Annotated in this window: 19 protein-coding genes; 10 read left to right on the top strand and 9 right to left on the bottom strand. The window is 70.2% G+C overall.

Annotated elements, in window-relative coordinates; all coding sequences use genetic code 11:
* Window positions 1-57 precede the first annotated feature (57 nt).
* From CU254_RS14075 to CU254_RS14050, 6 genes are all read right to left on the bottom strand, one after another.
* Window positions 58-516 carry a MarR family winged helix-turn-helix transcriptional regulator gene (locus CU254_RS14075; RefSeq protein ID WP_009076720.1) on the bottom strand — a complete coding sequence of 153 codons (459 nt, stop codon included), beginning with the start codon at window positions 514-516 and terminating at the stop codon, window positions 58-60.
* Entirely contained in the window at window positions 513-1871 is a 1359-nt protein-coding gene (locus CU254_RS14070) for an MFS transporter (RefSeq protein WP_009076718.1), read from the bottom strand. Before CU254_RS14070 ends, CU254_RS14075 begins: the two co-directional genes overlap by 4 nt.
* A 120-nt stretch (window positions 1872-1991) precedes the next feature.
* The gene (locus CU254_RS14065) at window positions 1992-2243 is read right to left on the bottom strand and encodes a hypothetical protein (RefSeq protein ID WP_009076716.1); all 252 of its coding nucleotides are present in this window, start codon (window positions 2241-2243) and stop codon (window positions 1992-1994) included.
* A 227-nt stretch (window positions 2244-2470) separates the two neighbouring features.
* Window positions 2471-3784, bottom strand: coding sequence for a M14 family zinc carboxypeptidase (locus CU254_RS14060; RefSeq protein ID WP_009076714.1), 1314 nt, complete (start codon window positions 3782-3784; stop codon window positions 2471-2473).
* Window positions 3785-3894: 110 nt separating this feature from the next.
* Complete coding sequence (locus tag CU254_RS14055) at window positions 3895-4539, bottom strand: hypothetical protein (RefSeq protein WP_037713600.1); 645 nt, start codon at window positions 4537-4539, stop codon at window positions 3895-3897.
* A gap of 150 nt (window positions 4540-4689) precedes the next feature.
* Window positions 4690-5547, bottom strand: a complete 858-nt coding sequence (locus tag CU254_RS14050; protein WP_009076711.1) for an NAD(+)/NADH kinase — start codon at window positions 5545-5547, stop codon at window positions 4690-4692.
* A 65-nt stretch (window positions 5548-5612) separates the two neighbouring features.
* Between CU254_RS14050 and CU254_RS14045 the strand changes: the two genes are divergently transcribed.
* The 4 genes from CU254_RS14045 (at window position 5613) to CU254_RS14030 (ending at window position 9742) form a co-directional block, all read left to right on the top strand.
* Window positions 5613-6848 (top strand): FAD-binding protein, encoded by a 1236-nt coding sequence (locus tag CU254_RS14045; protein WP_009076709.1) that lies wholly within the window; start codon window positions 5613-5615, stop codon window positions 6846-6848.
* A 151-nt stretch (window positions 6849-6999) separates the two neighbouring features.
* Complete coding sequence (locus CU254_RS14040) at window positions 7000-7974, top strand: amino acid ABC transporter permease (RefSeq protein ID WP_009076706.1); 975 nt, start codon at window positions 7000-7002, stop codon at window positions 7972-7974.
* A complete protein-coding gene (locus CU254_RS14035) occupies window positions 7971-8756 on the top strand; it encodes an amino acid ABC transporter ATP-binding protein (RefSeq protein ID WP_009076705.1) in 786 nt (261 codons plus the stop codon). The genes CU254_RS14040 and CU254_RS14035 overlap by 4 nt, the downstream gene beginning before the upstream one ends.
* On the top strand, window positions 8753-9742 hold the full coding sequence (locus CU254_RS14030; protein WP_009076703.1) for a transporter substrate-binding domain-containing protein: 990 nt from the start codon (window positions 8753-8755) through the stop codon (window positions 9740-9742). Before CU254_RS14035 ends, CU254_RS14030 begins: the two co-directional genes overlap by 4 nt.
* A 46-nt stretch (window positions 9743-9788) precedes the next feature.
* On the opposite strand, the gene CU254_RS14025 is transcribed toward CU254_RS14030, so the two are convergent.
* Together CU254_RS14025 and CU254_RS14020 are read right to left on the bottom strand one after the other, a co-directional pair.
* Complete coding sequence (locus tag CU254_RS14025; protein WP_009076700.1) at window positions 9789-10496, bottom strand: GNAT family N-acetyltransferase; 708 nt, start codon at window positions 10494-10496, stop codon at window positions 9789-9791.
* Window positions 10496-11845, bottom strand: coding sequence for an aminotransferase class I/II-fold pyridoxal phosphate-dependent enzyme (locus CU254_RS14020; protein WP_009076699.1), 1350 nt, complete (start codon window positions 11843-11845; stop codon window positions 10496-10498). Before CU254_RS14020 ends, CU254_RS14025 begins: the two co-directional genes overlap by 1 nt.
* A 188-nt stretch (window positions 11846-12033) precedes the next feature.
* On the opposite strand from CU254_RS14020, the gene CU254_RS14015 reads away from it, so the two are divergent.
* The 4 genes from CU254_RS14015 (at window position 12034) to CU254_RS14000 (ending at window position 17318) form a co-directional block, all read left to right on the top strand.
* Window positions 12034-12864 (top strand): ABC transporter ATP-binding protein, encoded by an 831-nt coding sequence (locus CU254_RS14015; protein ID WP_037713598.1) that lies wholly within the window; start codon window positions 12034-12036, stop codon window positions 12862-12864.
* A gap of 31 nt (window positions 12865-12895) precedes the next feature.
* Window positions 12896-13900, top strand: a complete 1005-nt coding sequence (locus CU254_RS14010; protein ID WP_100266783.1) for an ABC transporter substrate-binding protein — start codon at window positions 12896-12898, stop codon at window positions 13898-13900.
* Window positions 13901-13904: 4 nt separating this feature from the next.
* Window positions 13905-15977, top strand: a complete 2073-nt coding sequence (locus CU254_RS14005) for an iron ABC transporter permease (RefSeq protein WP_009076692.1) — start codon at window positions 13905-13907, stop codon at window positions 15975-15977.
* 147 nt (window positions 15978-16124) lie between these two features.
* A complete protein-coding gene (locus tag CU254_RS14000) occupies window positions 16125-17318 on the top strand; it encodes an NAD(P)/FAD-dependent oxidoreductase (protein WP_037713596.1) in 1194 nt (397 codons plus the stop codon).
* A gap of 153 nt (window positions 17319-17471) precedes the next feature.
* On the opposite strand, the gene CU254_RS13995 is transcribed toward CU254_RS14000, so the two are convergent.
* The gene (locus tag CU254_RS13995) at window positions 17472-19118 is read right to left on the bottom strand and encodes a choice-of-anchor A family protein (RefSeq protein WP_037717121.1); all 1647 of its coding nucleotides are present in this window, start codon (window positions 19116-19118) and stop codon (window positions 17472-17474) included.
* A 187-nt stretch (window positions 19119-19305) separates the two neighbouring features.
* On the opposite strand from CU254_RS13995, the gene CU254_RS13990 reads away from it, so the two are divergent.
* The gene (locus tag CU254_RS13990; protein ID WP_009076684.1) at window positions 19306-19977 is read left to right on the top strand and encodes a FadR/GntR family transcriptional regulator; all 672 of its coding nucleotides are present in this window, start codon (window positions 19306-19308) and stop codon (window positions 19975-19977) included.
* Entirely contained in the window at window positions 19974-20780 is an 807-nt protein-coding gene (locus CU254_RS13985; protein WP_009076681.1) for an ABC transporter ATP-binding protein, read from the top strand. The genes CU254_RS13990 and CU254_RS13985 overlap by 4 nt, the downstream gene beginning before the upstream one ends.
* Window position 20781 lies beyond the last annotated feature (1 nt).

Genomic DNA, 20781 nt, shown 5'->3' with positions numbered 1-20781 from the left:
CCCGCACCTTCACAAACCGGATCACCGCAGGCCTGACCAACCGAAACCCCGGCGGCGTCAGTGTGCCTGCCCCGACTCCGCCAGCGCGTCGATCGCCCCCACCAGCTCGTTCAGCGCGGGCACCGCGGCCGCGATCAGATGCCGCCACGCCGGGTGCACCCCGTCCAGCGCCGCGGCCAGGATCGCGGCGTTGTGGCCCTGCCAGCGCTCGACCGCGGCGCGGCCGGTGTCGGTGAGTTCGAGCGCCACCGTCCGGCGGTCGTCCCCGCCGCTCGTGCGGGTGACCAGGTCCCGCGAACGGAGCCCCGTCACCATCGTCGTCACGGAATTCGGCGCGAGCTTCAGCAGCTGCGCGATCCGGCTCGGCCGCGCGCCCGGGTTTTCGAAGAGGCAGGACAGCAGTTCCAGCTGCGCGACCGACAACGTGTTGTCCGGGTCGGCGGTGCGCGCGGCCCGCCGCATGGCGCGGCGGAGGCGGGCGACGACGTCGGCGAGGGCGGGTTCGGGCGCGGTCACCGGGCCCGCTCCGGGCGTGCGGCCAGCCCGGTCGCCGCGGCCAGTACGCCCGCTCCGGCCAGCACCGCCAGCGCGGCCGGTTCCCCGCCGGTGTGCAGGCACAGTGTCACCAGCGCCACGCCGAGCGCCGTCCCCAGTCCGCGCGCCATGTTCACCAGTCCTCCTCCGGTGGCCGACATCCGCGCCGGGATCGCGCTCATGACAGCCGAGTTGTTGGCTGGAATGAACACTCCCAGACCGAGCCCGGCCACCACCAGCGACACGCCCACCTCCCAAGGAGCGGACGCCGGCCCCAGCGCCGCGCATCCGGCCGCCGCGACGAGCGCGCCCAGCACGGTGCGCCCGCGGGAGCCGAGCCGCTTCGGCAGCACTCGGTCGGCCAGCACCGCGGCCACCGCGAACCCGGCGGGAAGACACGTCAGCACCGCGCCGGTCCCGCCCGCCGTGCCGAGGACCTGCGGCAGCAACGTCAGCGGCCCGAACAGCACGAGGTATCCGCACAGCGCCCCGGCCAGCCCCAGCGACACCACCGGCGGCCGCAGCACCGACAGCTGCAGGATCGGGCTGCTCGCCGCCTTTTCCCGCAGCACGAACCCGATCGCCGCGCAGACCGTCGCCCCGGCCAGCGCGACCAGCAGCCACGTCGGCATGTCCAGGCCGGACACCCCGGAGATCACCAGCAGCAACGCCGTCGAGGCGGTCGCGAGGAGTCCGACGCCAGCGCCGTCGAACCGGCCCAGCGGTGTGCGCTCGCGAGTACGCGGCAGCAGGTAGCGTCCGGCGATCAGCCCGGCCAGCCCGACCGGCGCGTTGACGAGAAAGACCCACCGCCAGCCGACAGTGTCGACCAGCAATCCACCCACCGCGGGCCCAAGCGCGAGCCCCAAGGCCTGCGCCGCCGCCTGCACCCCGAGCGCGGCGCGCGCCCGGTCCTCGCGCACGCTGCGCACGACCAGCGCGACGCTGTTGGCCTGCAACATCGCTGCCCCGATCGCCTGCACGACCCGGAACGCGACCAGCCACCCCAGCGTCGGCGCCAGCCCGCACGCGACGGACGCGACGGTGAACACGCCGAACCCCTGCACGTACGTGAGCTTCCGCCCGACCGCATCGGCCACCCGTCCGACCGCGGCCAGCAATCCCACGAGCGCGAGCAGATATGCCAACGACACCCACTGCACGGCGGCCAGCGGAGCCCCGTACTCGCGCTGCAGCGCGGGAAAGGTGAGCGTGACGATGCTGGCGTCGAGCTGCCCCATGAAGGCCCCGAAACACACCGCGCCGACCGCGAACCACCCAGCCTTCGGATGCTCCCGCACCGCCGCCGGACGAGCCCGCTCCAGGCCGATCGTCACTGCCGCCTCCCGGTCGATTAGTTCTGTTACAGAACTACTGTACGGGATGTACGTACATATGGCAGCCCCGGGATGGTGACGTTTACCTGAGCGGAGGGGTGAGATAGGTCGCCTGCCGAGTTAAGCGAAGGTGACGACGCTTGACCTGACGGGGAGTTCTTCCTCGTCTTCGCTGCTGAAGGCTTGGGCGATGCGCAGCAACCGGTCCAGGAAATCCGGGATGTCCTTCGCGATCTCGCCCGGCCTGATCGACTCGATCGAGCCGTCGTAGACCTGGTTCGCGACGCCGCGCCCGCCGCCGTCCGAGGCGAAGACTGCCAGCCGCTCAGCGGCGACTTCGGGTGCCCAGGCGAGAGTGTCGGAGCGGTGCATAGGCGTTGTGCAGGTTCGCGAGGCTGGCTCCCCTGATGAACGCGTATAGGTCGAGCAGCGACTGCGACCGCCCGTCACTGTGTCCGGCTCAAGGCGGCCTCAACGGCCGAAGATGGCCTGGATGCGAGGCAGATAGCCGTCGATCGCTCAGCGCATGTCGTCAACTCCGCACACGCTACGGTGCACCCAGGCGTCACCGCCCTGAGTGCACCGCCCTCAACCGCACCTCACTGCTGATACGGAGCCGCCGCCGACTGGGCCGCCGTGATCAGCGCGCCCTTGTTCTTCGGCCAGAACGTGCTGTCCACGCACGAATACCGCGGCAAGAACCCGCCGCAGCTGCCGCTTTGCCCGCCGACCTCGAACGTGAAGCTCGCGACTCCCAGTGCGCCGTACGTGAAGTCGTCCGTCGTGCCGCTCGTCGAATAACCCACGGTTTCCGTGTTCGTCCCCACCAGATACCCGTTCGAAGCGCTGAACTTCTCCCCCAGCTTCCGCAGCGCGGCGTCATTCGGCGCGGGGTCCGACGTGAAGCCCCACGGGACAATGATGTCGTTCCCGTAGCTGTGCAGCGTGATCATCGTGCCGCGCGCGGTGTCCGGAGCCGGGTCGTTGTCGTCGCTGCCGCGCTGTTCCGGGTAGATCGCGCGGAAAAACTGCTCCAGCGCCTGCACTTCCGGTTCCGACGCGGCATCCGTGCCCTGGTACGTCTCCGCGCACGGCGAGTTCGAGTCCGCGCCCCAATGGAAGGACGAGTTGCGGTTCAGGTCGATGCCGATGTTCGTCCCGCTGCAATTGCCCCGGCTGGTGTTCGCGTTCTTGCGCTGCAGTTTCGGCGAATTCCCGCCGGACGCGACGATGTCGACGCCGTCCGGGTTCGAGATCGGCACCACCCAGACCTCGGTGGTGTCCAAAATGGACTTGGCGGTGGCGTCGGTGCCGTATCCGTCGGCGAGGTAGTCGATCCAGCGCCAGGCGAGTTCTCCGGTCGAGATCTCCCGCGCGTGAATCTGCGCCATCAGCACGAATTTCGGCTTCGGAGACTTCGCGGACAGCGTGCAGTCGCCGTCCTGTTTCTTGGTCAGGCAGATCGCCTTGATGTCGTGGCCGCCCTTGCCCTGGGTCTTCCGCCACGACTGGCCGAGCGTGTACTCCGTCGCGAGATCCGGATGCGCCGCGGCGACTTTCGCGAGATGTGCTTCCTGCGCCGCCACGGTGCGATAGCCGCCGTAGAACGTGTCGGCCGCAGCCCGCGTCGACACTCCCTTGTAGACAGTGTCGAAGAATTCCGGCGAGTAGCCGCGGTGCCGCAATTGCCCGGCGACCGCCTGGTTGCCGATCACGTAGGCCACGCCGGGACTGGTCCCGGCGACGTCGAACCCGGCGCGCGCCAAGGAAGCCGCCTCGGCGGGCGTCGCGGGTACGCGCCACGAAACCGGATCGTCCGGTGCCGCGGCGGCGGTGGCGGTCGTCGTGCCGCCGAGTGCGGCCAGCACTCCGACGACGCTGAGAGTGAGCCGGATCGAGAACTTGCCCGCCATCGGAGCTCCTCACGCAGCGAAGGAAAGGTCACCACGCGCGGACGGTGACCACTCGGCAGCGCACAGTGTGCCCTTCGGGACGAATCCGGCCCACCTCCGAAAGTCGGGTGTCAGCAGGTGACCGAAACCTTCGCGCCGCGCTCGAACGAAACGTGGACGTGGTCGTAGTGGTTCGCGGTCTCGCCGCCGCGGTCCTCCATCGCCGACCAGCCGCTGCCGTCGTTGTAGCGCTGCTGCCAGATCACGTATTTCGCGCCCAGCTCGTCCTGGTGCGCGAGAACATAAGCCGCCAAAGCACTTCCGGTCTTCGTGTCGACCATGAAGTCCAGCGCGAGACCGGCCGGATGGTCGCTCGCGCCGGACCGTCCGGCCCGTCCGCCGACCGTATCCACCGAAAACTTCTGCTTGAGGAAATTGCCCGCCTGGGCCACCGCGGGCTGCGCACCGGCCAAAGTGGACGAACACGCTTTCGCCGTCGGGGTTTCCGGAGTGCGAGAAGTCGTTTTACTGGCCGAAGAAGGCGTCGGCACCGCACTGGAAGACGTCGTGGGCGGCGTCGAAGTGGTCGACGGAACGGTGCTCGACGGCCGCGGCGCGCTGAACGCGTGCATCTCCGCGGCCGCGGCCGGGAACTGCTGCGGTTCGACCGAACCGGCGGTCAGCCACACCGGCACCGCCAGCGCGCCGACCGCCAGCGCCCCCGCCGCGGTCGGCAGCCGCCACGATTTCGATCCGTCCCGATGTCTACCGGACACCTCGCACCACCATCTCCTCGTTCGGGTCCGCAAAGCCGCCACGACATTACGAACAGGACACGGCAATGTCACCGACAAGTGACAGCGGGCACAGCCCGAACAGCCTAACCGCAGGTCAGGGCGCGATTACCAGGCGAACGCGCGACCTGCTCAGGACAGCGGGATCTCCGCCGAATCGGTGAGCCGCAGCTTGCGCCGGGCGCGCTGGTAGAAGGTCGTCATGCCGAGCCGGACCACGCGGGCCGCGTTCGGCCGGGCGTGCAGGTCGATCGTTTCGCCCGGCCCGACATACCCCGCCACCTGGCCGTCGACCTCCACCGCGAGCCGCCCGCTCGACGGCAGCACCTCCAGCGTCACGGTGTCGTGCACCGACAGCACGACGCCGCGGCTGTACGCCGAGTGCGGCGCGGCGGGCGTGACCAGCAGCGCTTCCACCGCCGGGCTCGTGATCGGCCCTCCTGCGGAGAAGCTGTACGCGGTGGAGCCGGTCGGCGTGGCGACCACGACGGCGTCCGCGGCGTAGCTCACGAACTGTTCGCCGTTCACCAGCACCGCGACCACCGCACTGCCGTCCCCGGGCACGCGCACCACCGCGACGTCGTTGAACGCGGTCTCGATCCGGCCGCCGAAGCGCGCGTCCACCGCCAGCCGCGGCTCGACGGTGAACTCCTCGCGGTCGATCGCGGACAGCGCCAGCGGCAGGTCCGGCACGTCGACCTCGGCGAGGAAACCGAGCTTCCCGAGGTTGACGCCGAGCACCGGCGCGTGCTGCCCGTCGGCGAGCCGCATCGCGCGCAGCATGGTGCCGTCGCCGCCGAGGCTGACCAGCAAATCCGACCGTTTGCCCAGCTCAGCGGGCGGCACCCCGGTCGCCGCGCAATCGACGCGGGCGATCTCGTCGACGATGCCGAGGATCTCGATCCCGCGCCCGGCGGCCCAGCCGAGCACCGCGTCGACGGCGGCTTTCGAATCGCGGCGCGGGTGCAGCACGAGTCCAGCGGAATGCATGTCGGGTCTCCTCGCCTCGGCCTGTCCCCAGTCTGCCGCGCCCGGGCCGGTTAGGCTCGGCGCTCGTGATCGAAAACTGGGCGGGCAATCTCACCTACCGGGCGCGCGAGGTCGTCACCCCGCGCACTCTTTCCGAAGCGCGCGACGTCGTCGCCAGCGCGAACCGGGTCAAAGCCCTCGGCAGCCGGCACAGCTTCACCACGGTCGCCGACAGCCCGGACGGCGTCCAGCTCGATCTCTCGGCGCTCGGCATCGCGCCGGAAATCAACGGCGCGACGCTCACGATCGGCGGCGCGACCCGCTACGGCGACGTGGTCGCGCAGGTCCACGAAGCCGGGTACGCGCTGGCCAACCTGGCATCACTCCCCCACATCACCGTCGCCGGAAGCGTCGCCACCGGCACGCACGGCTCCGGACAGCGCCTGCCCGGCCTGGCCTCGGCAGTATCCGCGGTCGAACTCCTCACCGCCGACGGCTCCCTGCGCACCTTCTCCCGCGCCGACGCTGAGTTCCCCGGAGTGGTGGTGAACGTCGGCGCTCTCGGCGTCCTCACCCGGCTCACTCTCGACCTGGAGCCGACCTTCTCGGTCCGCCAAGACGTTTTCGACGCCCTCCCGTGGTCGGCCGCGCTGGAGCACTTCGGCGAAATCCAAGCCGCGGGCTACAGCGTCAGCCTGTTCACGAACTGGGCGCGCGACGTGGTCGACCAGGTGCTGCTCAAGAACCGCGTCCCGGCGGAGATCCCCGGCTCGCTGTTCGGCGCGCTTCCCGCCGACGGTCCGCGCCACCCCGCCCACGCAGCGGGCATTTCGGCGGAAAACACCACCGTGCAGGGCGGAGTTCCCGGACCGTGGTACGCCCGATTGCCGCATTTCCGCCTGGAATTCGCGCCGAGCGTCGGAGCGGAATTGCAGAGCGAGTACTTCGTGCCGCGCGCTCACGCGGCCGCGGCGTTCGAGGCGTTGCGCAGCATCGGCGACCGGATCGCGCCGCTGCTGGTGGTGTCGGAAATCCGCACCGTCGCCGGTGACGAGCACTGGCTGAGCCCGGCATACGGCGGCGACCGGGTGGCGGCGCACTTCACCTGGCAGCAGCGGCAGCCCGAGGTCGAGGCGGTGCTGCCGCTGATCGAGGAGAAGCTGGCTCCGTTCGGGGTTCGTGCGCACTGGGGGAAGCTGTTCCACGGCGCGGCTCTGGACCTGGACCACCAGGGGGTGCGGCAGTTCCGGGAGCTGGCGGCCGAACTGGATCCGGCCGGGAAGTTCCGGAATCCGTTCCTGGACCGGCACCTGCTCCGCTAGTCCACAGTGGACTGTCCGTAACAAAGCCGGTACAAAACCTCCTTCCGTACCAACGCGCTCACCATGTGGGAGTCCCAAGAGGACACTCGACAGCCGGGAACCCAGCGGGTCACAGTGGCCATCGCCCTCTCCGCGATCCCCTGGAGCCACTGTGAGTTCTCCTCCGACGCTGCGCGCCGTGCCGGCGCCGTCCGCAGGTCCCGAGCCGCCCGGCGAAGCGCGGCTGCGCGAGCTGGCCGCGAAGAAAGTCGCCCCGTTGCGCCGTCCCGGGCGCTGGGTCGCGGCGGCGGTCGTGCTCGTGCTGCTCGCCCAATTGGCGCACGCGCTGATCACCAATCCGGTCTTCCAATGGGACGTTTTCGGCTACTGGTTCTTCCGTCCGGTGGTCCTCGACGGACTGCTGCTCACCCTTGAGCTGACCGGCCTCGCCGCGGTGTTCGGGCTCGTCGGCGGCATTGTGCTGGCGTTGCTCCGGCTTTCGAAAAACCCGCTTCTCCAAGCGGTTTCGTGGGCCTACGTGTGGATCTTCCGCTCGATTCCGTTGATCGTTTTGCTGCTGTTCCTCGCCAACGTGACCGCGCTGTACAGCACGCTGAGCCTCGGCATCCCGTTCGGCCCGTCGTTCTTCAGCTTCAGCGCCACCGACGTGCTGAGCTTCTTCGTCGTCGCGGTGCTCGGCCTGAGCTTGAACGAAGCCGCGTACGCCGCGGAAATCGTGCGTGCCGGGGTGCTCTCGGTGGACCAAGGACAGCTCGAAGCGGCGGCCGCGCTGGGGCTTCCGCGTTCCCGGCAATACCGGCGGATCATCCTGCCGCAGGCCACCCGCGCGATCGTGCCCGCCTACGCGAACCAGCTGATCGGTCTGCTCAAGGGCACTTCGGTCGTCTACATCACGTCACTGCTGGAACTGTTCGGCGTGGTCGAAACGCAGGCCAGCACCAACAGCGGGCAGATCATTCCGCTGCTGCTCGTCGGCACGGTCTGGTACATCATTCTCACCAGCGTCCTGTCGGTGATCCAGTATTACGTCGAACGCTTCTTCTCCCGCGGCGCGTTGCGCACCGTTCCGCCGACGCCGTTCCAGCGGTTCCGCGGCCGATTGCGCACGCTGGGGGTGGTCCGATGAGCGCCGAGGTCCGCGTCCGCAGCGCAGTCAAGACCTACGACGGAATCCGCGTGCTCGACGGCATCGACCTCATCGCGCCCGGCGGGCAGGTGACCGTGGTGCTGGGTCCGTCCGGTTCCGGCAAATCGACTTTGTTGCGCACCATCAACCATCTGGAACGCCTTGACAGCGGCTACGTCAGCATCGACGGCGAACTCGTCGGCGTGCGCGTGCACGGCGACCGGTTCAAGGAACTGAGCGAACGCGCCATTCTGCGGCAGCGGTCCCGGATCGGTTTCGTCTTCCAGAATTTCAACCTCTTCCCGCATCTCACCATTCTCGACAACGTCGTGGAAGCGCCGATCGTGACGCAACGGCTGTCGCGTGCCGAGGCGGAGACACGGGCGAGGGAATTGCTCGCCCGCGTCGGTCTCGAAGACAAGGCCGGCGCGTACCCGCGGCAACTGTCCGGCGGCCAGCAGCAGCGCGTCGCCATTGCCCGGGCGCTCGCGCTCGAACCGCGGCTGATCCTGCTGGACGAGCCGACGTCCGCGCTCGACCCGGAACTGGTCGGCGAAGTGCTGGCGGTGATCCGGGAACTGGCCAGTTCCGGCACGACGATGATCGTGGTGACGCACGAGATCGGGTTCGCCCGCGAGATCGCCGACCACGTCGTGTTCCTCGACGAGGGCCGGGTCATCGAAGAAGGACCGCCGTCGGCCGTCCTCGACCGCCCCCGCCACGACCGGACCCGAGCCTTCCTCGGGAAGGTCGCCCGCCTCGAAACCGTGGAGAACGCATGAAAACCCGCAAGCTCTTGCCCTTCGTCGCCGCAGTCGCGCTCCTCGCGGGCGCATGCGGCGGTGCCACCCAAGCGTCGACCAGCGCGAACGGGTCACAGACCATTTCCGTCGCCGCGAACACCGCGGACGCGCACCCGGTTTCGCTGACCGTCCCCGTCGTCGCCGAGATCCGCGCGCAATTGCCGAAGAAGTTTCTCGACCGGGGCAAGCTGACGATCGGCGTCGGCGCGCTGCCGTCCGGATTCCCGCCGCTGGCCTACGTCGGCGCCGACCAGCGCACCCTGACCGGAGCCGAACCCGACCTCGGCCGCCTCGTCGCCGCGGTGCTGGGCCTCGAACCGGACGTGCAGAACGCTTCGTGGCAGAACCTGTTCGTCCGCCTGCAAAGCGGCCAGTTCGACGCCGGGTTCTCGAACATCACGGTGACCGAACAGCGCAAACAGCAGGGCTTCGATTTCGCCGCCTATCGCGAGGACAACCTCGGTTTCGAGACGAACCGCGCGAGCGCGTGGAACTTCGCCGGGGATTACGAGGTGCTGGCGGGCAAAACGGTGGCCGTCGACAGCGGGACCAACCAGGAGAAAATCCTCCGGGAATGGCAGCGGAAGCTGACCGCCGAGGGCAAGAAGCTCGACGTGCGCAATTTCGCGGACAAGAACAGCACGTACCTGGCGCTGGCGTCCGGCCGGATCGACGCGTACTTCGCGCCGAACCCGGGCATCGCCTACCACGTCGCGCAAACGGCGAAAACTCCGAACCCGACCCGCAGCGCGGGCAAGTACTCCGGTGCCGGAGCCACGCTGCAAGGGCTGATCGCCGCGACGACGAAGAAGGACAACGGTCTCGTGAAACCGGTGGCCGCGGCGATCGATTACCTGATCCAGCACGGCCAGTACGCGAAATGGCTTGCCGCGTACGGACTGGAGAACGAAGCGGTGAAGAAGGCGGACATCAATCCGCCGGGTCTTCCGCTGAGCGATTCCTGAACGTGCGTGCCGGTGCCGGTGAGAACCGGCACCGGCACTCGCCAGGTTAAGCCGCCGCCCGCCAGTCCTCCGGAATGCGCACCCGGCCGAACGCCGTCCTCCGCCTCAGCCGGAAGCCCATCCCCTCATACCGCCGGATCGCATTCGCATTCGCCGCCGCCGCGTGCATGAACGGTGTCTCGCCCCGATCGCGAATGCCCGCGGCCACCGCGCGCACCAACCGTCCGGCCAGGCCGCGATCGCGGTAGGCCGGATCCGTGCACACCGCGCTGATCTCCGTCCACCCCGGCGGGTGCAGCCGCTCCCCCGCCATCGCGACCAGCGCACCCTGGTGCCGGATGCCGAGATAGGTCCCGAGCAGCACAGTGCGCGGCAAGAACGGGCCGGGTTTCGTCCGGGCGATCAGGTCCAGCATCTCCGGCACGTCCGCCACCGTCAGCCGAACCGCCTCCGGGTCGGGCGCGGCGTCGACCCCGGCGTCCACCAGCTGGACCCCGGCCATCTCCTCCAGCAGCTCCCAGCCCGCCGGAGGAGGACCAGCCTGCGCGAAGACCGGCACCACCGCACCCGGACCGGCGAGCGCGGCAACGTCGTCCCACACCGTCGCGGACGGTTCGTCGGGCACCGCCATAAAGACCGAAACGTCGACCGGATAGCGCACGGCTTGCCCGGCCCGCTCGGCGAACCCAGCGTGCGGACCAGTCAGCGAAGACCACGCCGCATTGTCCAAAACCGAACTGTCCACATCAGACATCAAGGCCGCCGGGCCGCCCGGGCGATCATCCGGGCCAGATCGGCCACCAACGCCGGGTCGTCCGGCAGCTGCCCGGTCGCCACGCGAATATGCGGCGTCCCCGGGTTGCCCGCCCGCGTGCCGGATCCGGCGGAAACTCCATTGGCGGCCAGCGTCATCAACGTCCGCGACTCCTCCGGGACCGGCACCCACAACGTCAACCCGTCCCGCGCCCGCACCGAGATCCCGTGCTCCCGCAAGGCTTCCGTCAACGCGGTCCGCCGGTGCGCGTACCGGTGCCGCGCCCGGTTCAGCAGTTCCGCACTGCCGGGATCGGTGAGCAGAAACGCCTGCGCGTCCTGAAGAATCCGGCTCGACCACACCGACCCCGGCCCGCGCTGCTGCCGCACCCGCTCCACCAGCACCGCCGAACCGCCGATCACGCAGCTCCGCAGTTCCAGCCCGAACGCCGTGCAATACGACCGCACCAGCAACACCCGGCCGGGCAAGCGCGTGCCGAGGCTCAGCGAAGGAGCCGAAGCCAGCGGCCCGAAGTCGTCGTCCTCGATCACCGCGGTGTCCTCTTCGGACAGTACGGCGGCGAGTTCCGCGAGCCGGTCCGCCGGAACCGAATGCCCGAGCGGCGACTGCGCGCGCGGCTGATAGACAAACGCGACCGGCCGATGTTCCAATGCCGCGGCCAGCGAGGACGGCAACGGCCCGTTCTCGTCGCACCGCACCGGCACCACGTGGATCCGCGACCGGCGCAGCAGCTCGCGCAGCCACGGCATGGTCGGCGCTTCCAGCGCGATCACGTCGCCCGGTCGCGCGACCGCCTGGCAGGCCAGCAACATCCCGTCCTGCCCGCCGGCCGCGACGGTCCAGGACTCGGCGGCGAACGGCCACGTCGGCTTCACCGCGGCGCGCAACTGCGGCGTGATCGAGTTCTTGACCGGACCGCCGAACCGTTCCGTGTGGACACCCGCCGCGACGGCGTCCTCCAGCGGCGGCAGCAACCCGGGATCCGGGAGGCCGTGTTCCAGGTCGACCGTCTGCCAGCCGGAAAACGCGCGCTCCGGCGGCGGGCTCGACGGCGGTTCCAGCACTATCGTGCCGCGCCGCCGTCCGGTGCCGATCAGCCCGGCCGCGCGCAGCTGCGACCACGCTTCCGCGATCGTCGTGGGACTGACCGAAAGCTCCGCGGCCAGCGCCCGCACCGTGGGCAGCCGCGTGCCCGGCGGCACCTCCCCGTCGCGGATCAGGCCGGACACCGTCCCGGCCACGCCCCGCGCCGTGCGCTCGCCGATGCGGGACCCGAGCCAGCCTGCCCCGACCGGCAGCGTCGTCGTCGCGAGTTCGCCCGTGGCCACGCACCGGCTCCCCTCGTCACCCGGAAATCCGAAAACCTCTGACCCGATCAGAAGCTAGAGCGGCAACGGGACGCGGCAAAGGCGTTTCACATCCTGGCGGGCCCGCCCGGTACAAAACGCCCGTGACGTCCGACACCGCCTCGGTGTCCGGTTTCGGAATTTCATTCGATCAGGTTAGGCTAACCTTCATGAGTCACTCCTGGCCGGAAGCACCGGCGCTCGCCGGCACCGGGCTCTCGCTCGGCTACGGCGCGAAGCCGGTGGTCCAGGACGCCGAGATCGTCCTGCGCGCGGGCGCGGTCACCGTCCTGGTCGGCCCCAACGGCTCCGGAAAGTCGACGCTGCTGCGCTCGCTCGCCCGGCTGCATCCGCTGACCGCGGGCGACGTCACCTTGTCCGGCCAAGACGCACTCGCCTTGTCTCCCAAGGAATTCGCCCGGCACGTCACGCTGCTGACCCAGTCGCGCCCCACGCCCGGCGGCGTGCGCGTGCGCGACGTCGTGTCCTACGGCCGCCATCCCTACCGCGGCCGCTTCGGCTCCGGCGACCCCGAGGGACCGGAGCTGGTCGAGCGGGCCATGCGGCACACCGGCGTCGACGGGATGGCCGAACGCCCGGTCGACGAACTGTCCGGCGGCGAACTCCAGCGCGTCTGGCTGGCCACCTGCTTCGCCCAGGACACCGGCGTCGTCCTGCTTGACGAGCCGACCACCTTCCTCGACCTGAGATACCAGATCGAAACGCTCGACCTCGTCCGCGATCTCGCCGACGAGCACGGCGTCGCGGTCGGCGTCGTACTGCACGACCTCGACCAGGCCGCCGCCGTCGCCGACGAGGTCGTGCTGCTGTGCCGCGGCACCGTCCGCGCGACCGGCCGCCCGGCCGACGTGCTGACCGCCAACCTGCTCAGCGACGTCTACGGCCTGCGCATCGACGTGCACGTCGACGACGAAGGGCACGTCCGCACGCGCCCGGTCGGACGGCACACCTCCCGGCCGCGGCCGGTCCGCTCAGCTTGACCTGTCCCCACTAGTTCAAAGGAAAACCCCCGTGTCCAGTGTGTTTCGTCCTGCCCGCAGGCCGTTCCTCGTCGTCGCGGCTGTGCTCGCCACGTTCGCGCTCGCCGCGTGCGGCACCACCGAAGCCCCCGCCGCCGGGGACCCGGCCGCCGCCGCGAAGCCGGCCGGCCCGGTCCACCTGACCGACGAACGCGGCAAGGTCGACCTGCCGGGCCCGGCCGCGAAGGTCGTGTCGCTGGAATGGGGCCTCACCGAAAACCTGCTCGCGCTGGGCGTGAAGCCGATCGGCGCGGCGGACGTCAAGGGCTACAACACTTACGACAAGGTCATGCCGCTCGCTGCGTCCACTCCGGACGTCGGCACGCGCGGCGAGCCGAGCCTCGACGCGATCGCCGCGCTGCACCCGGATCTGGTGGTCACCACCACCGACCTGCCGGAGAACGTGATCGCGCAGCTGTCGAAGCAGGCGAAGGTGCTGACCCTGCGCGGCTCGGATTCGGCCGACCCGATCGGCTACCTGCGCAAGACCGTGACCACGCTGTCCGAGGCGACCGGAACGCAGGAACAGGGCCGCAAACTGCTGGCGGAATTCGACGCCAAGGTCGCCGAAGGCAAGAAGAAGCTGGCCGACGCGGGCAAATCCGGGGCCAAGTTCGTCATGGCCGACGGCTACTCGACCTCCGGCACGGTCACCGTCCGGATGTACGCGAAGGGCTCGTTCCTCGGCAGCGTCGCCGAGCAGCTCGGCGCCGCCAACCAGTGGACCGAGGCGGGCGACAAAGACTACGGCCTCGCGCCCACCGACGTGGAAGGCCTGACCAAGATCACCGATCCGGCCACTTCGTTCGTCTACGCCGCCAACGCCGCCGAATCCGACGTCTTCACCCAGGACCTCGCGGGCAACGCGGTGTGGAAGCAGCTGCCGTTCGTCAAGGCCGGGAAGCTGCACCGGATCCCGGACGGCATCTGGATGTTCGGCGGCCCGAAGTCGGCGAGCGCCTATGTGGACGCGCTCACCGGCGCTCTGACGCGCTGATCCGATGACCGCCCCCGCACCCGCCCGGCCGCGCGTTTCGCGGCTCACCGCGTCCGTCGTCTTCCTGGCCGGAATCGTCGCGCTGCTCGCCCTGTCCGCCGTGCACCTGCTGCAAGGCACGTCGCACGTCGGGCTCGGCGAACTCCTGCGCGCCGTTTTCCCCGGCACGGACGACGACGCGCGCAGCCAGGCGGTGGCCGTGCTCGTGGCCAGCCGGCTCCCCCGGCTGGCCGCGGCGCTGCTCGTGGGGCTGGCGCTCGGATTCGCTGGCTGCGTGCTGCAGTCGGTCGCGCGGAACCCGCTCACTTCGCCGGACACGCTCGCGGTCAACGCCGGCGCGTACGTCTCGGTGGTCGGCGTCGCGGCGTTCGGGATCTCGCTTCCCTTCTACGTCAACGGAATCGTCGCCTTCGTCGGCGGTCTCGCGGCGGCCGGGCTGGTGTTGCTCGTCGCGCGCAGCAGCAGCGGCGGGGCGGCCCGGCTCGTGCTCGCCGGGTCCGCGATCGCGCTGGCGCTGACCGCGCTCACGTCGGTGCTGCTGATGCTGTTCCAGGAGCGGACCGCGGGCCTGTACGGCTGGGGCAGCGGCACGACTGTCCAATCCGGACTGCGGCAGGTTTCCCTTGCCGCACCGGTGATCGCCGTCGGCGTGGTCGCCACCCTCCTGCTCGCGCACCGGCTCGACGTCCTCAGCCTCGGCGACGACCACGCGCGCGTGCTGGGCATCGACGTCCGCCGCACCCGCACCTTCGCCGTCGTCGCGGCGGTGCTGCTTTCAGCGGTCGCGGTGACCGTCGCCGGACCGATCGGGTTCGTCGGCCTGTGCGCGCCGGTAATCGCACGGCTGCTGGCCAGCCGAGTGCCCGGGCTCGGCAAACATCCGCTGCTGCTGCCGCTTTCCGGATTGACCGGGGCGCTGGTCGTCGTCACCGCCGACGTCCTGCTGCGCGCTCTCGTCCCCGCCGGCAAAGCGGTTTCGGTGCCGACCGGCGTCGTGACGACCCTCGCCGGTGCGACCGTACTGGTCTGGCTGGCGCGACGGCAGCCGTCCGGAACCCCGTCCGCGCGCGGCACGCACGGCACCGTCCGGTCCCGCCGCTGGGTGGCCGGGACCGGCGTCGTGCTGGCGGTCGCGCTCGTCGCCGCGGTGATCGCCGCGCTCCTGCTGGGTGACCGGATCGTGTTGCTCGGCGACGTGCTGAACTGGCTGCGCGGGGTGTCCGGCACCGAGGTGTCGTTCGCGCTCGACCTGCGCTGGCCGCGGATGCTCGCCGCACTGCTCGGCGGGGCGGCCCTGGCCGTCGCGGGCGCGCTGGTGCAGGCGATCTGCCGCAACCCGCTGGCCGAACCGAGTCTGCTCGGCGTGACGCCGGGCGCGAGCGTCGGCGCGATCAGCGTCGTGCTTCTGGCGCCCGGCATCGGAATCTGGCCGATGATGGGCGCGGCGACCGTCGCCGCGTTCGCGACGTTCGCCCTCGTGCACTGGCTCGCCACCGGCAGCGGACTGTCGTCGGACCGCCTGGTGCTGGTCGGCATCGGCGTCAGCGCGGGCGCGCAGGCGATCACGACGCTCGTGGTCGTGCTGACCTCGCCGTGGAACGCGCACCTCGCGCTCACCTGGCTAGCCGGATCGACCTACGGCCGGGAGTTCAGCCAGGTCCTGCCCGTGCTGTTGTGCCTGGTCATCGCCCTGCCGATCGCCCTGTCCAGCGCGCGGACGCTCGACCTGGTCTCGCTGGACGAGGACGTGCCGCGCGTACTCGGCGTCCCGCTGGACCGGTCTCGTCTCGGCTTCGCCGCGCTCGCCGCAGTGCTCACCGCCGCAGCCGCGTGCGCGGTCGGTGCGCTGGGATTCGTCGGACTCGTGGCCCCGCACGCCGCACGCGCTTTGGTGGGTTCCCAGCACGCACGCTCGCTGCCGGTGGCGGCCGCGCTGGGAGCGGTGCTGGTGTGCGTCGCGGACACGTTAGGGCGCACGGTCCTCGCGCCGACCCAGATCGCAGCGGGCCTGGTGACCGCACTGATCGGGGCTCCGTACTTCGGTTGGCTGCTGTGGCGGAGCCGCGCGAGCGTCTAGGCGAACCAGGTGTCGAGCGCGACCGGTTTCAGACCGGAGGCAAATCGTCCATCCGAGGTGCAATGACTTACTAAATTGTACTGTTGCACTTTTTGCATGGTTCCACTTATGCTGGGCAGCGACCACACCGGCACGAGAGGGGAAACCATGAACGAGACACTGCGCATCGCGATCGTCGGGGGCGGCCCGGGCGGGCTGCTCGCCGCGCACGTTCTGCACGGCCACGGCCTCGCCGCGGCTGTGTACGACGCCGACGCCGCCGTGAATGCACGAGACCCCGGCGGCACGCTCGACCTGCACGCGGACAGCGGGCAAATCGCCTTGGAAGACGCCGGGCTGCTGGCCGCTTTCCACGAGTTAGCCCGCGTCGAAGGCCAAGCCATGACCAGACGTGACCACCACGGCACCCTGCTGAAGGAGTTCGCCCCCGCCGACGACGACACCGCCGCCCCCGAAATCGACCGCGGCCAGCTGCGCACCATGCTGTACGAACGGCTCACGCCCGGGACTGTCCACTGGGGACACAAGCTCACCGAACTGACGACCGAAAACGGTGTCCACTGCTTGCATTTCTCCAATGGATCCACAGTGGACGCCGACGTCGTGCTCGGCGCGGACGGCACCTGGTCGAAGGTGCGCCGCCGGCTCACCGACGCGAGGCCGGAATACCTCGGAGTGTCCTATCTGGACATCCGATTCGACGACGTCGAGACCCGGCACCCGGAAGTCGCGGCGCTGGTGGGCGACGGACAGCTGTTCACCGCCGACGGTGCCGGTCGGGCAGTGATCCTGCAGCGCAACAGCAACGGCGTGATCCGCGGCTACGTTGCCTTCCGCGCCGAAGAGGACTGGGCTGCGAAGGAAGGCGTCGATCTTGCTGACCGCGCCTCGGTCCGCGAGTTCCTGCTGCGCGAATTCCGCGGCTGGGGCGAGAAAGTGCTTCCGCTGCTGACCGACAACGACGGCGACTACGTGGCGCGCGCGTTCACCGCACTGCCCGCTCCCCTGACGTGGCAACGGGTTCCGGGCATCACGGTGCTCGGCGACGCCGCGCACGCGATGGCCCCGTTCGGCGGGCACGGCGCGAACCTGGCCCTGCTCGACGGCGCGGAAGTGGCGCACGCGCTGCACGAGGAGCCGGACGTCGAAGCCGCGCTGGCCCGCTACGAGACAGCGATGTTCGCCCGCACCGGCCACCTCGCCGCCGACGCGAACGCGGCACTGCGCGGCTTCTTCGCGGACGGCGCCCCGGAGGACGTGCCCGATCGGGAAGAGGAACTCCGCGCTTACGAGGCTCGAGCCGCCGAGTACCGCGCCGCACGCACGGCCGCCGCCCGCTAGCCGAAACCCTCACCGCCCGTCAGCCACGGTCAGGTCCGTGAGGGCCACCTTCAGGGACTCTGAGTCCCTCAGGGTTCCCCTCACGTACATCGCCGCCGCCCCGAGCTGGCTGCCGATGAAGGTCCCCCTTCAGGAGACCTTCATCGGCTTTCGTCAGGAGCGCTTCCGGCGCACCGCCACGGCCGTCACCAGCGCGCCGCCGATGAGCAGCAGTGCACCGCCGCCGATCAGGTAGCCGCGGATGTCCGCGCCGGTCGAGGCGAGCGGGCCCTGGTCGGACGGGCCGGTTCCGGGGGCCACTCCGCCGGAGTGGTCGCTCGTCGTCGTGATCGGGGCCGGGGCTTCCGAAGACGAGCTGGACGTCGTCGGGCTCGTGCTGCTGGCCGAGGACGTCGGCTGCGAACTCGAGGACGTCGCGCTGGACGACGTCTCCGAGGACGACGTCGGCGCGGTCGACGAGGACGTCTCCGATGGGCTGGTCGACGTGGTGGAGCTGGTCGAGGACGTCGTCGAACTCGTGGACGAGGTGGCGCTCGACGACGTCGTGCTGGAGGAAGTCGTACTGGACGACGTCGTGCTCGTGGGCTCGGTCGTCGTGGAAGAAGTCGACGTGGTGGACGAAGTCGACGTGGTGCTCGACGTGGTCGAACTGGTCGGCTCCGTGCTCGTCGTCGTGGTGGTCGAACTGCTCGGCGCGGTCGACGTCGTGGTGCTGGAGCTGGTCGAGGTCGACGTCGTGCTGGTCGGCGTCGTGGACGTCGTCGCCGGGGCGGTGCAGTCCGGCAGGTCGCCGGTGAACGGATAGGCGTGGAACTCCTGTCCGCCCGCCGCGCCGTCGGAGGTGTGCAGCAGGTTGCCCGCGGTGAAGAACCGGCCGTTGGTGCCCGACGCGGTGACCGTCGTGTCGCTGGCCGGGTTGCCGACCAGCACGCTGCCCTGGAACTGCGCCTGTCCGGCGATCTTCACCTTCGACGCGTCCGGGAAGTTCCACAGCAGCTTCTCGCGCAGGTGGTTGATCGGGTCCTGGTCGGCGAGGTCGCCGGTGTAGGTGTTGATCACGCGGGCGCCGCCGACGAGGTTCACCAGGACCGTCGCGCCCGCCGGGATGCCGGTGAACTCCAGGCCCTGCATGCCGCCGCCGGGGCCGGTGAGGTCGAAGTCGACGTTGAACACCTGCAGCGCGGACTTCCCGTCGCCGGTGAACAGCGTGCGGTAGCCCTCGTTCTTCGCCGTCCCGGTCGCCGCGGACTTGCCGTAGCAGGTGCTGGCTTCCTGCAGCTGCGGCCGGAGCTGCCGGTACGGGTCCGCCGCGTTCGGGTCCTGCTTCAGTGTGCCGGCCACCGTCCCGGTGACGGTGCCGCCGTACCGCACGACGCCGCCCTCCGCGAGCAGCCGCTGGTTCGGCGCGATGGTGACGTTCCTGCCGGTGGTGAGGAAGTCGGCCCCGTCCGGCGGGGGCACGCGCGAGCCGACGCCCACGATGCCCACGTTGTAGACCGAGGACGCGCCCGTCCGCTTGGCCATGTCGAAGCCGCCGAGGACGACGACCCGGCCTTCCGCCTCGGCCGCCGCTTCGCGCACGAGGAAATCGCCGCCGGCGAAGACGTTGATGCCGTTGTCCCGTCCGGCGAACGGCCCGTTGTTGACCGGCGGGTACTTGTCCGGGCAGGCGGTGCCGACGCACGGCCCCAGGCCCCCCGGCAACGGAGCGGCGCTCGCGCCGGGACCGGCCACGAACGCCACCGCACACACCGCCGCGGCGATCGCTCCGCCCACGACGGCCATTTTCCTGGCACGCATGCGGCCGATCTTTGCGCGGACCGGGCGAAATCCGGCAGTCGAAACACCGTAACCCACCCGAACGGGTCAGAAAAACGCCATCTCCTCAGACAAGTAGACTAGTGACGCTCCACACTCGACACCCCGCCGGCAGAATGTCCCGCAGTAGCCTCGCTCTCGCCGCCCCGCCCGACCAGAAAGCCTTCCGATGCCCCCTCTCGTGCACCGGCACCCGCTCGCCGCGCAAGCCGCCGAAGTCCTCCTCGGACGCATTCGTGCCGGCGAATGGCCGCTCGGCCACAAATTGCCCGGGGAAACGACTTTGGCCGCGCAACTGGGCGTCGGCCGTTCGACCTTGCGCGAGGCGATCCGCGAATTGGCGGGCAAAGGCGTGCTGGATTCCCGCCAGGGCTCCGGCGTTTTCGTGACCGCGCTGGACGTCGCCGAGGACTGGGACGCGGTGCTGCGCCGCGCCACCATCGGCGCGGTGATCGAGGCGCGCATCGCCATCGAAGCGGAAGCCGCGGCGCTGGCCGCGCATCGGCGGACGCCGACCGACCTGCGCGCGATCCGCCGCGCGCTCGCCGCCCGCGCGGTCGGCGAGCCGGACGTCGAACTGCTGGTGGACACCGACACCGCGTTCCACCGCACGGTGCTCGTCGCCGCGCACAACGACGTGCTGATCGAATTGTTCGACAGCTTCGTCCCCCGGATCCACCGCGCGATGACGGACATGCTGCGCGCGCGGCCGATCACCGCGCCCGAGGAAGACCAGGCCGCGCACCTGGCGCTGGTCGAAGCGATCGCCGACAAAGACGCGTCCGCCGCGGCGGAACTGAGCCGGGCGCACCTGACCGCCTTGAAGGAGGCACTTTCGTGAGCGAGGTCGTGCTGCGGCTGACCGACGTCGTGTTCCGCAGGCAGGGCAAGGAAATCCTGCACGGCGTGAACCTGACCGTGCGAGCGGGCGAACACTGGGCGCTGCTCGGCCCGAACGGCGCCGGGAAAAGCACGATCCTCGGGTTCTGCGGCGCGGTCACGCATCCGACCACCGGCACCGTCGACGTTCTCGGCGGACGGCTCGGCCAGGTCGAACTTCAGGCGCTGCGCCGCAGTATCGGGCACGTCAACCCGCGGCATCCGCTGCGTTCGCCGCTCACCATCCGCGAAGTCGTGCTGACCGGTGTCACCGGAAGCATCGACACTCCGCCGCGCTGGCAGCCGACCGCGTCGCAGATCGAGCAGGCCGACGAACTCATCGGCCTGCTCGGCCTGGAGGGCAAGGCCGCCGAACGCTGGCCGACCCTGTCCCAAGGCGAACGCGGCCGCGCCCTGATCGCCCGCGCCCTGATCAGCGACCCCCGGCTGCTGCTGCTCGACGAACCGTCCACCGGCTTGGACGTCGCGGCACGCGAGCAGCTGCTGGAAACGATCGACCTGCTGACCCGCACGCATCCCCGGCTCGCCTCCATCGTGGTCACCCACCATCTCGAGGAGCTGCCGGAAACGACGACGCACGCGCTGCTGATCGCCGACGGTTCGGTGGTGTCGTCGGGGCCGATCGACCAGGCGGTGACGACGGCCAGCATCAGCCGCGCCTTCGGTCACCCGATCCGCGTGGACCGCCATGACGGACGGTGGAGCGCCCGCGCCGCCCGGACGCGGTCCACCGAGGTCGCCTGAA

This window comes from Amycolatopsis sp. AA4 (assembly GCF_002796545.1).
Lineage (GTDB): Bacteria > Actinomycetota > Actinomycetes > Mycobacteriales > Pseudonocardiaceae > Amycolatopsis.
The sequence above is the reverse complement of the archived record's forward strand: the minus strand, read 5'-3'. Positions and strand labels throughout refer to the sequence as shown.

Coding starts and splice junctions, on each gene's coding strand:
- CU254_RS14005 (WP_009076692.1), top strand. CDS start 13,905: ATGACCGCCCCCGCACCCGCCCGGCCGCGCGTTTCGCGGCTCACCGCG.
- CU254_RS14025 (WP_009076700.1), bottom strand. CDS start 10,496: ATGTCTGATGTGGACAGTTCGGTTTTGGACAATGCGGCGTGGTCTTCG.
- CU254_RS13995 (WP_037717121.1), bottom strand. CDS start 19,118: ATGCGTGCCAGGAAAATGGCCGTCGTGGGCGGAGCGATCGCCGCGGCG.
- CU254_RS14015 (WP_037713598.1), top strand. CDS start 12,034: ATGAGTCACTCCTGGCCGGAAGCACCGGCGCTCGCCGGCACCGGGCTC.
- CU254_RS14030 (WP_009076703.1), top strand. CDS start 8,753: ATGAAAACCCGCAAGCTCTTGCCCTTCGTCGCCGCAGTCGCGCTCCTC.
- CU254_RS14035 (WP_009076705.1), top strand. CDS start 7,971: ATGAGCGCCGAGGTCCGCGTCCGCAGCGCAGTCAAGACCTACGACGGA.
- CU254_RS13990 (WP_009076684.1), top strand. CDS start 19,306: ATGCCCCCTCTCGTGCACCGGCACCCGCTCGCCGCGCAAGCCGCCGAA.
- CU254_RS14065 (WP_009076716.1), bottom strand. CDS start 2,243: ATGCACCGCTCCGACACTCTCGCCTGGGCACCCGAAGTCGCCGCTGAG.
- CU254_RS14000 (WP_037713596.1), top strand. CDS start 16,125: ATGAACGAGACACTGCGCATCGCGATCGTCGGGGGCGGCCCGGGCGGG.
- CU254_RS14050 (WP_009076711.1), bottom strand. CDS start 5,547: ATGCATTCCGCTGGACTCGTGCTGCACCCGCGCCGCGATTCGAAAGCC.
- CU254_RS14060 (WP_009076714.1), bottom strand. CDS start 3,784: ATGGCGGGCAAGTTCTCGATCCGGCTCACTCTCAGCGTCGTCGGAGTG.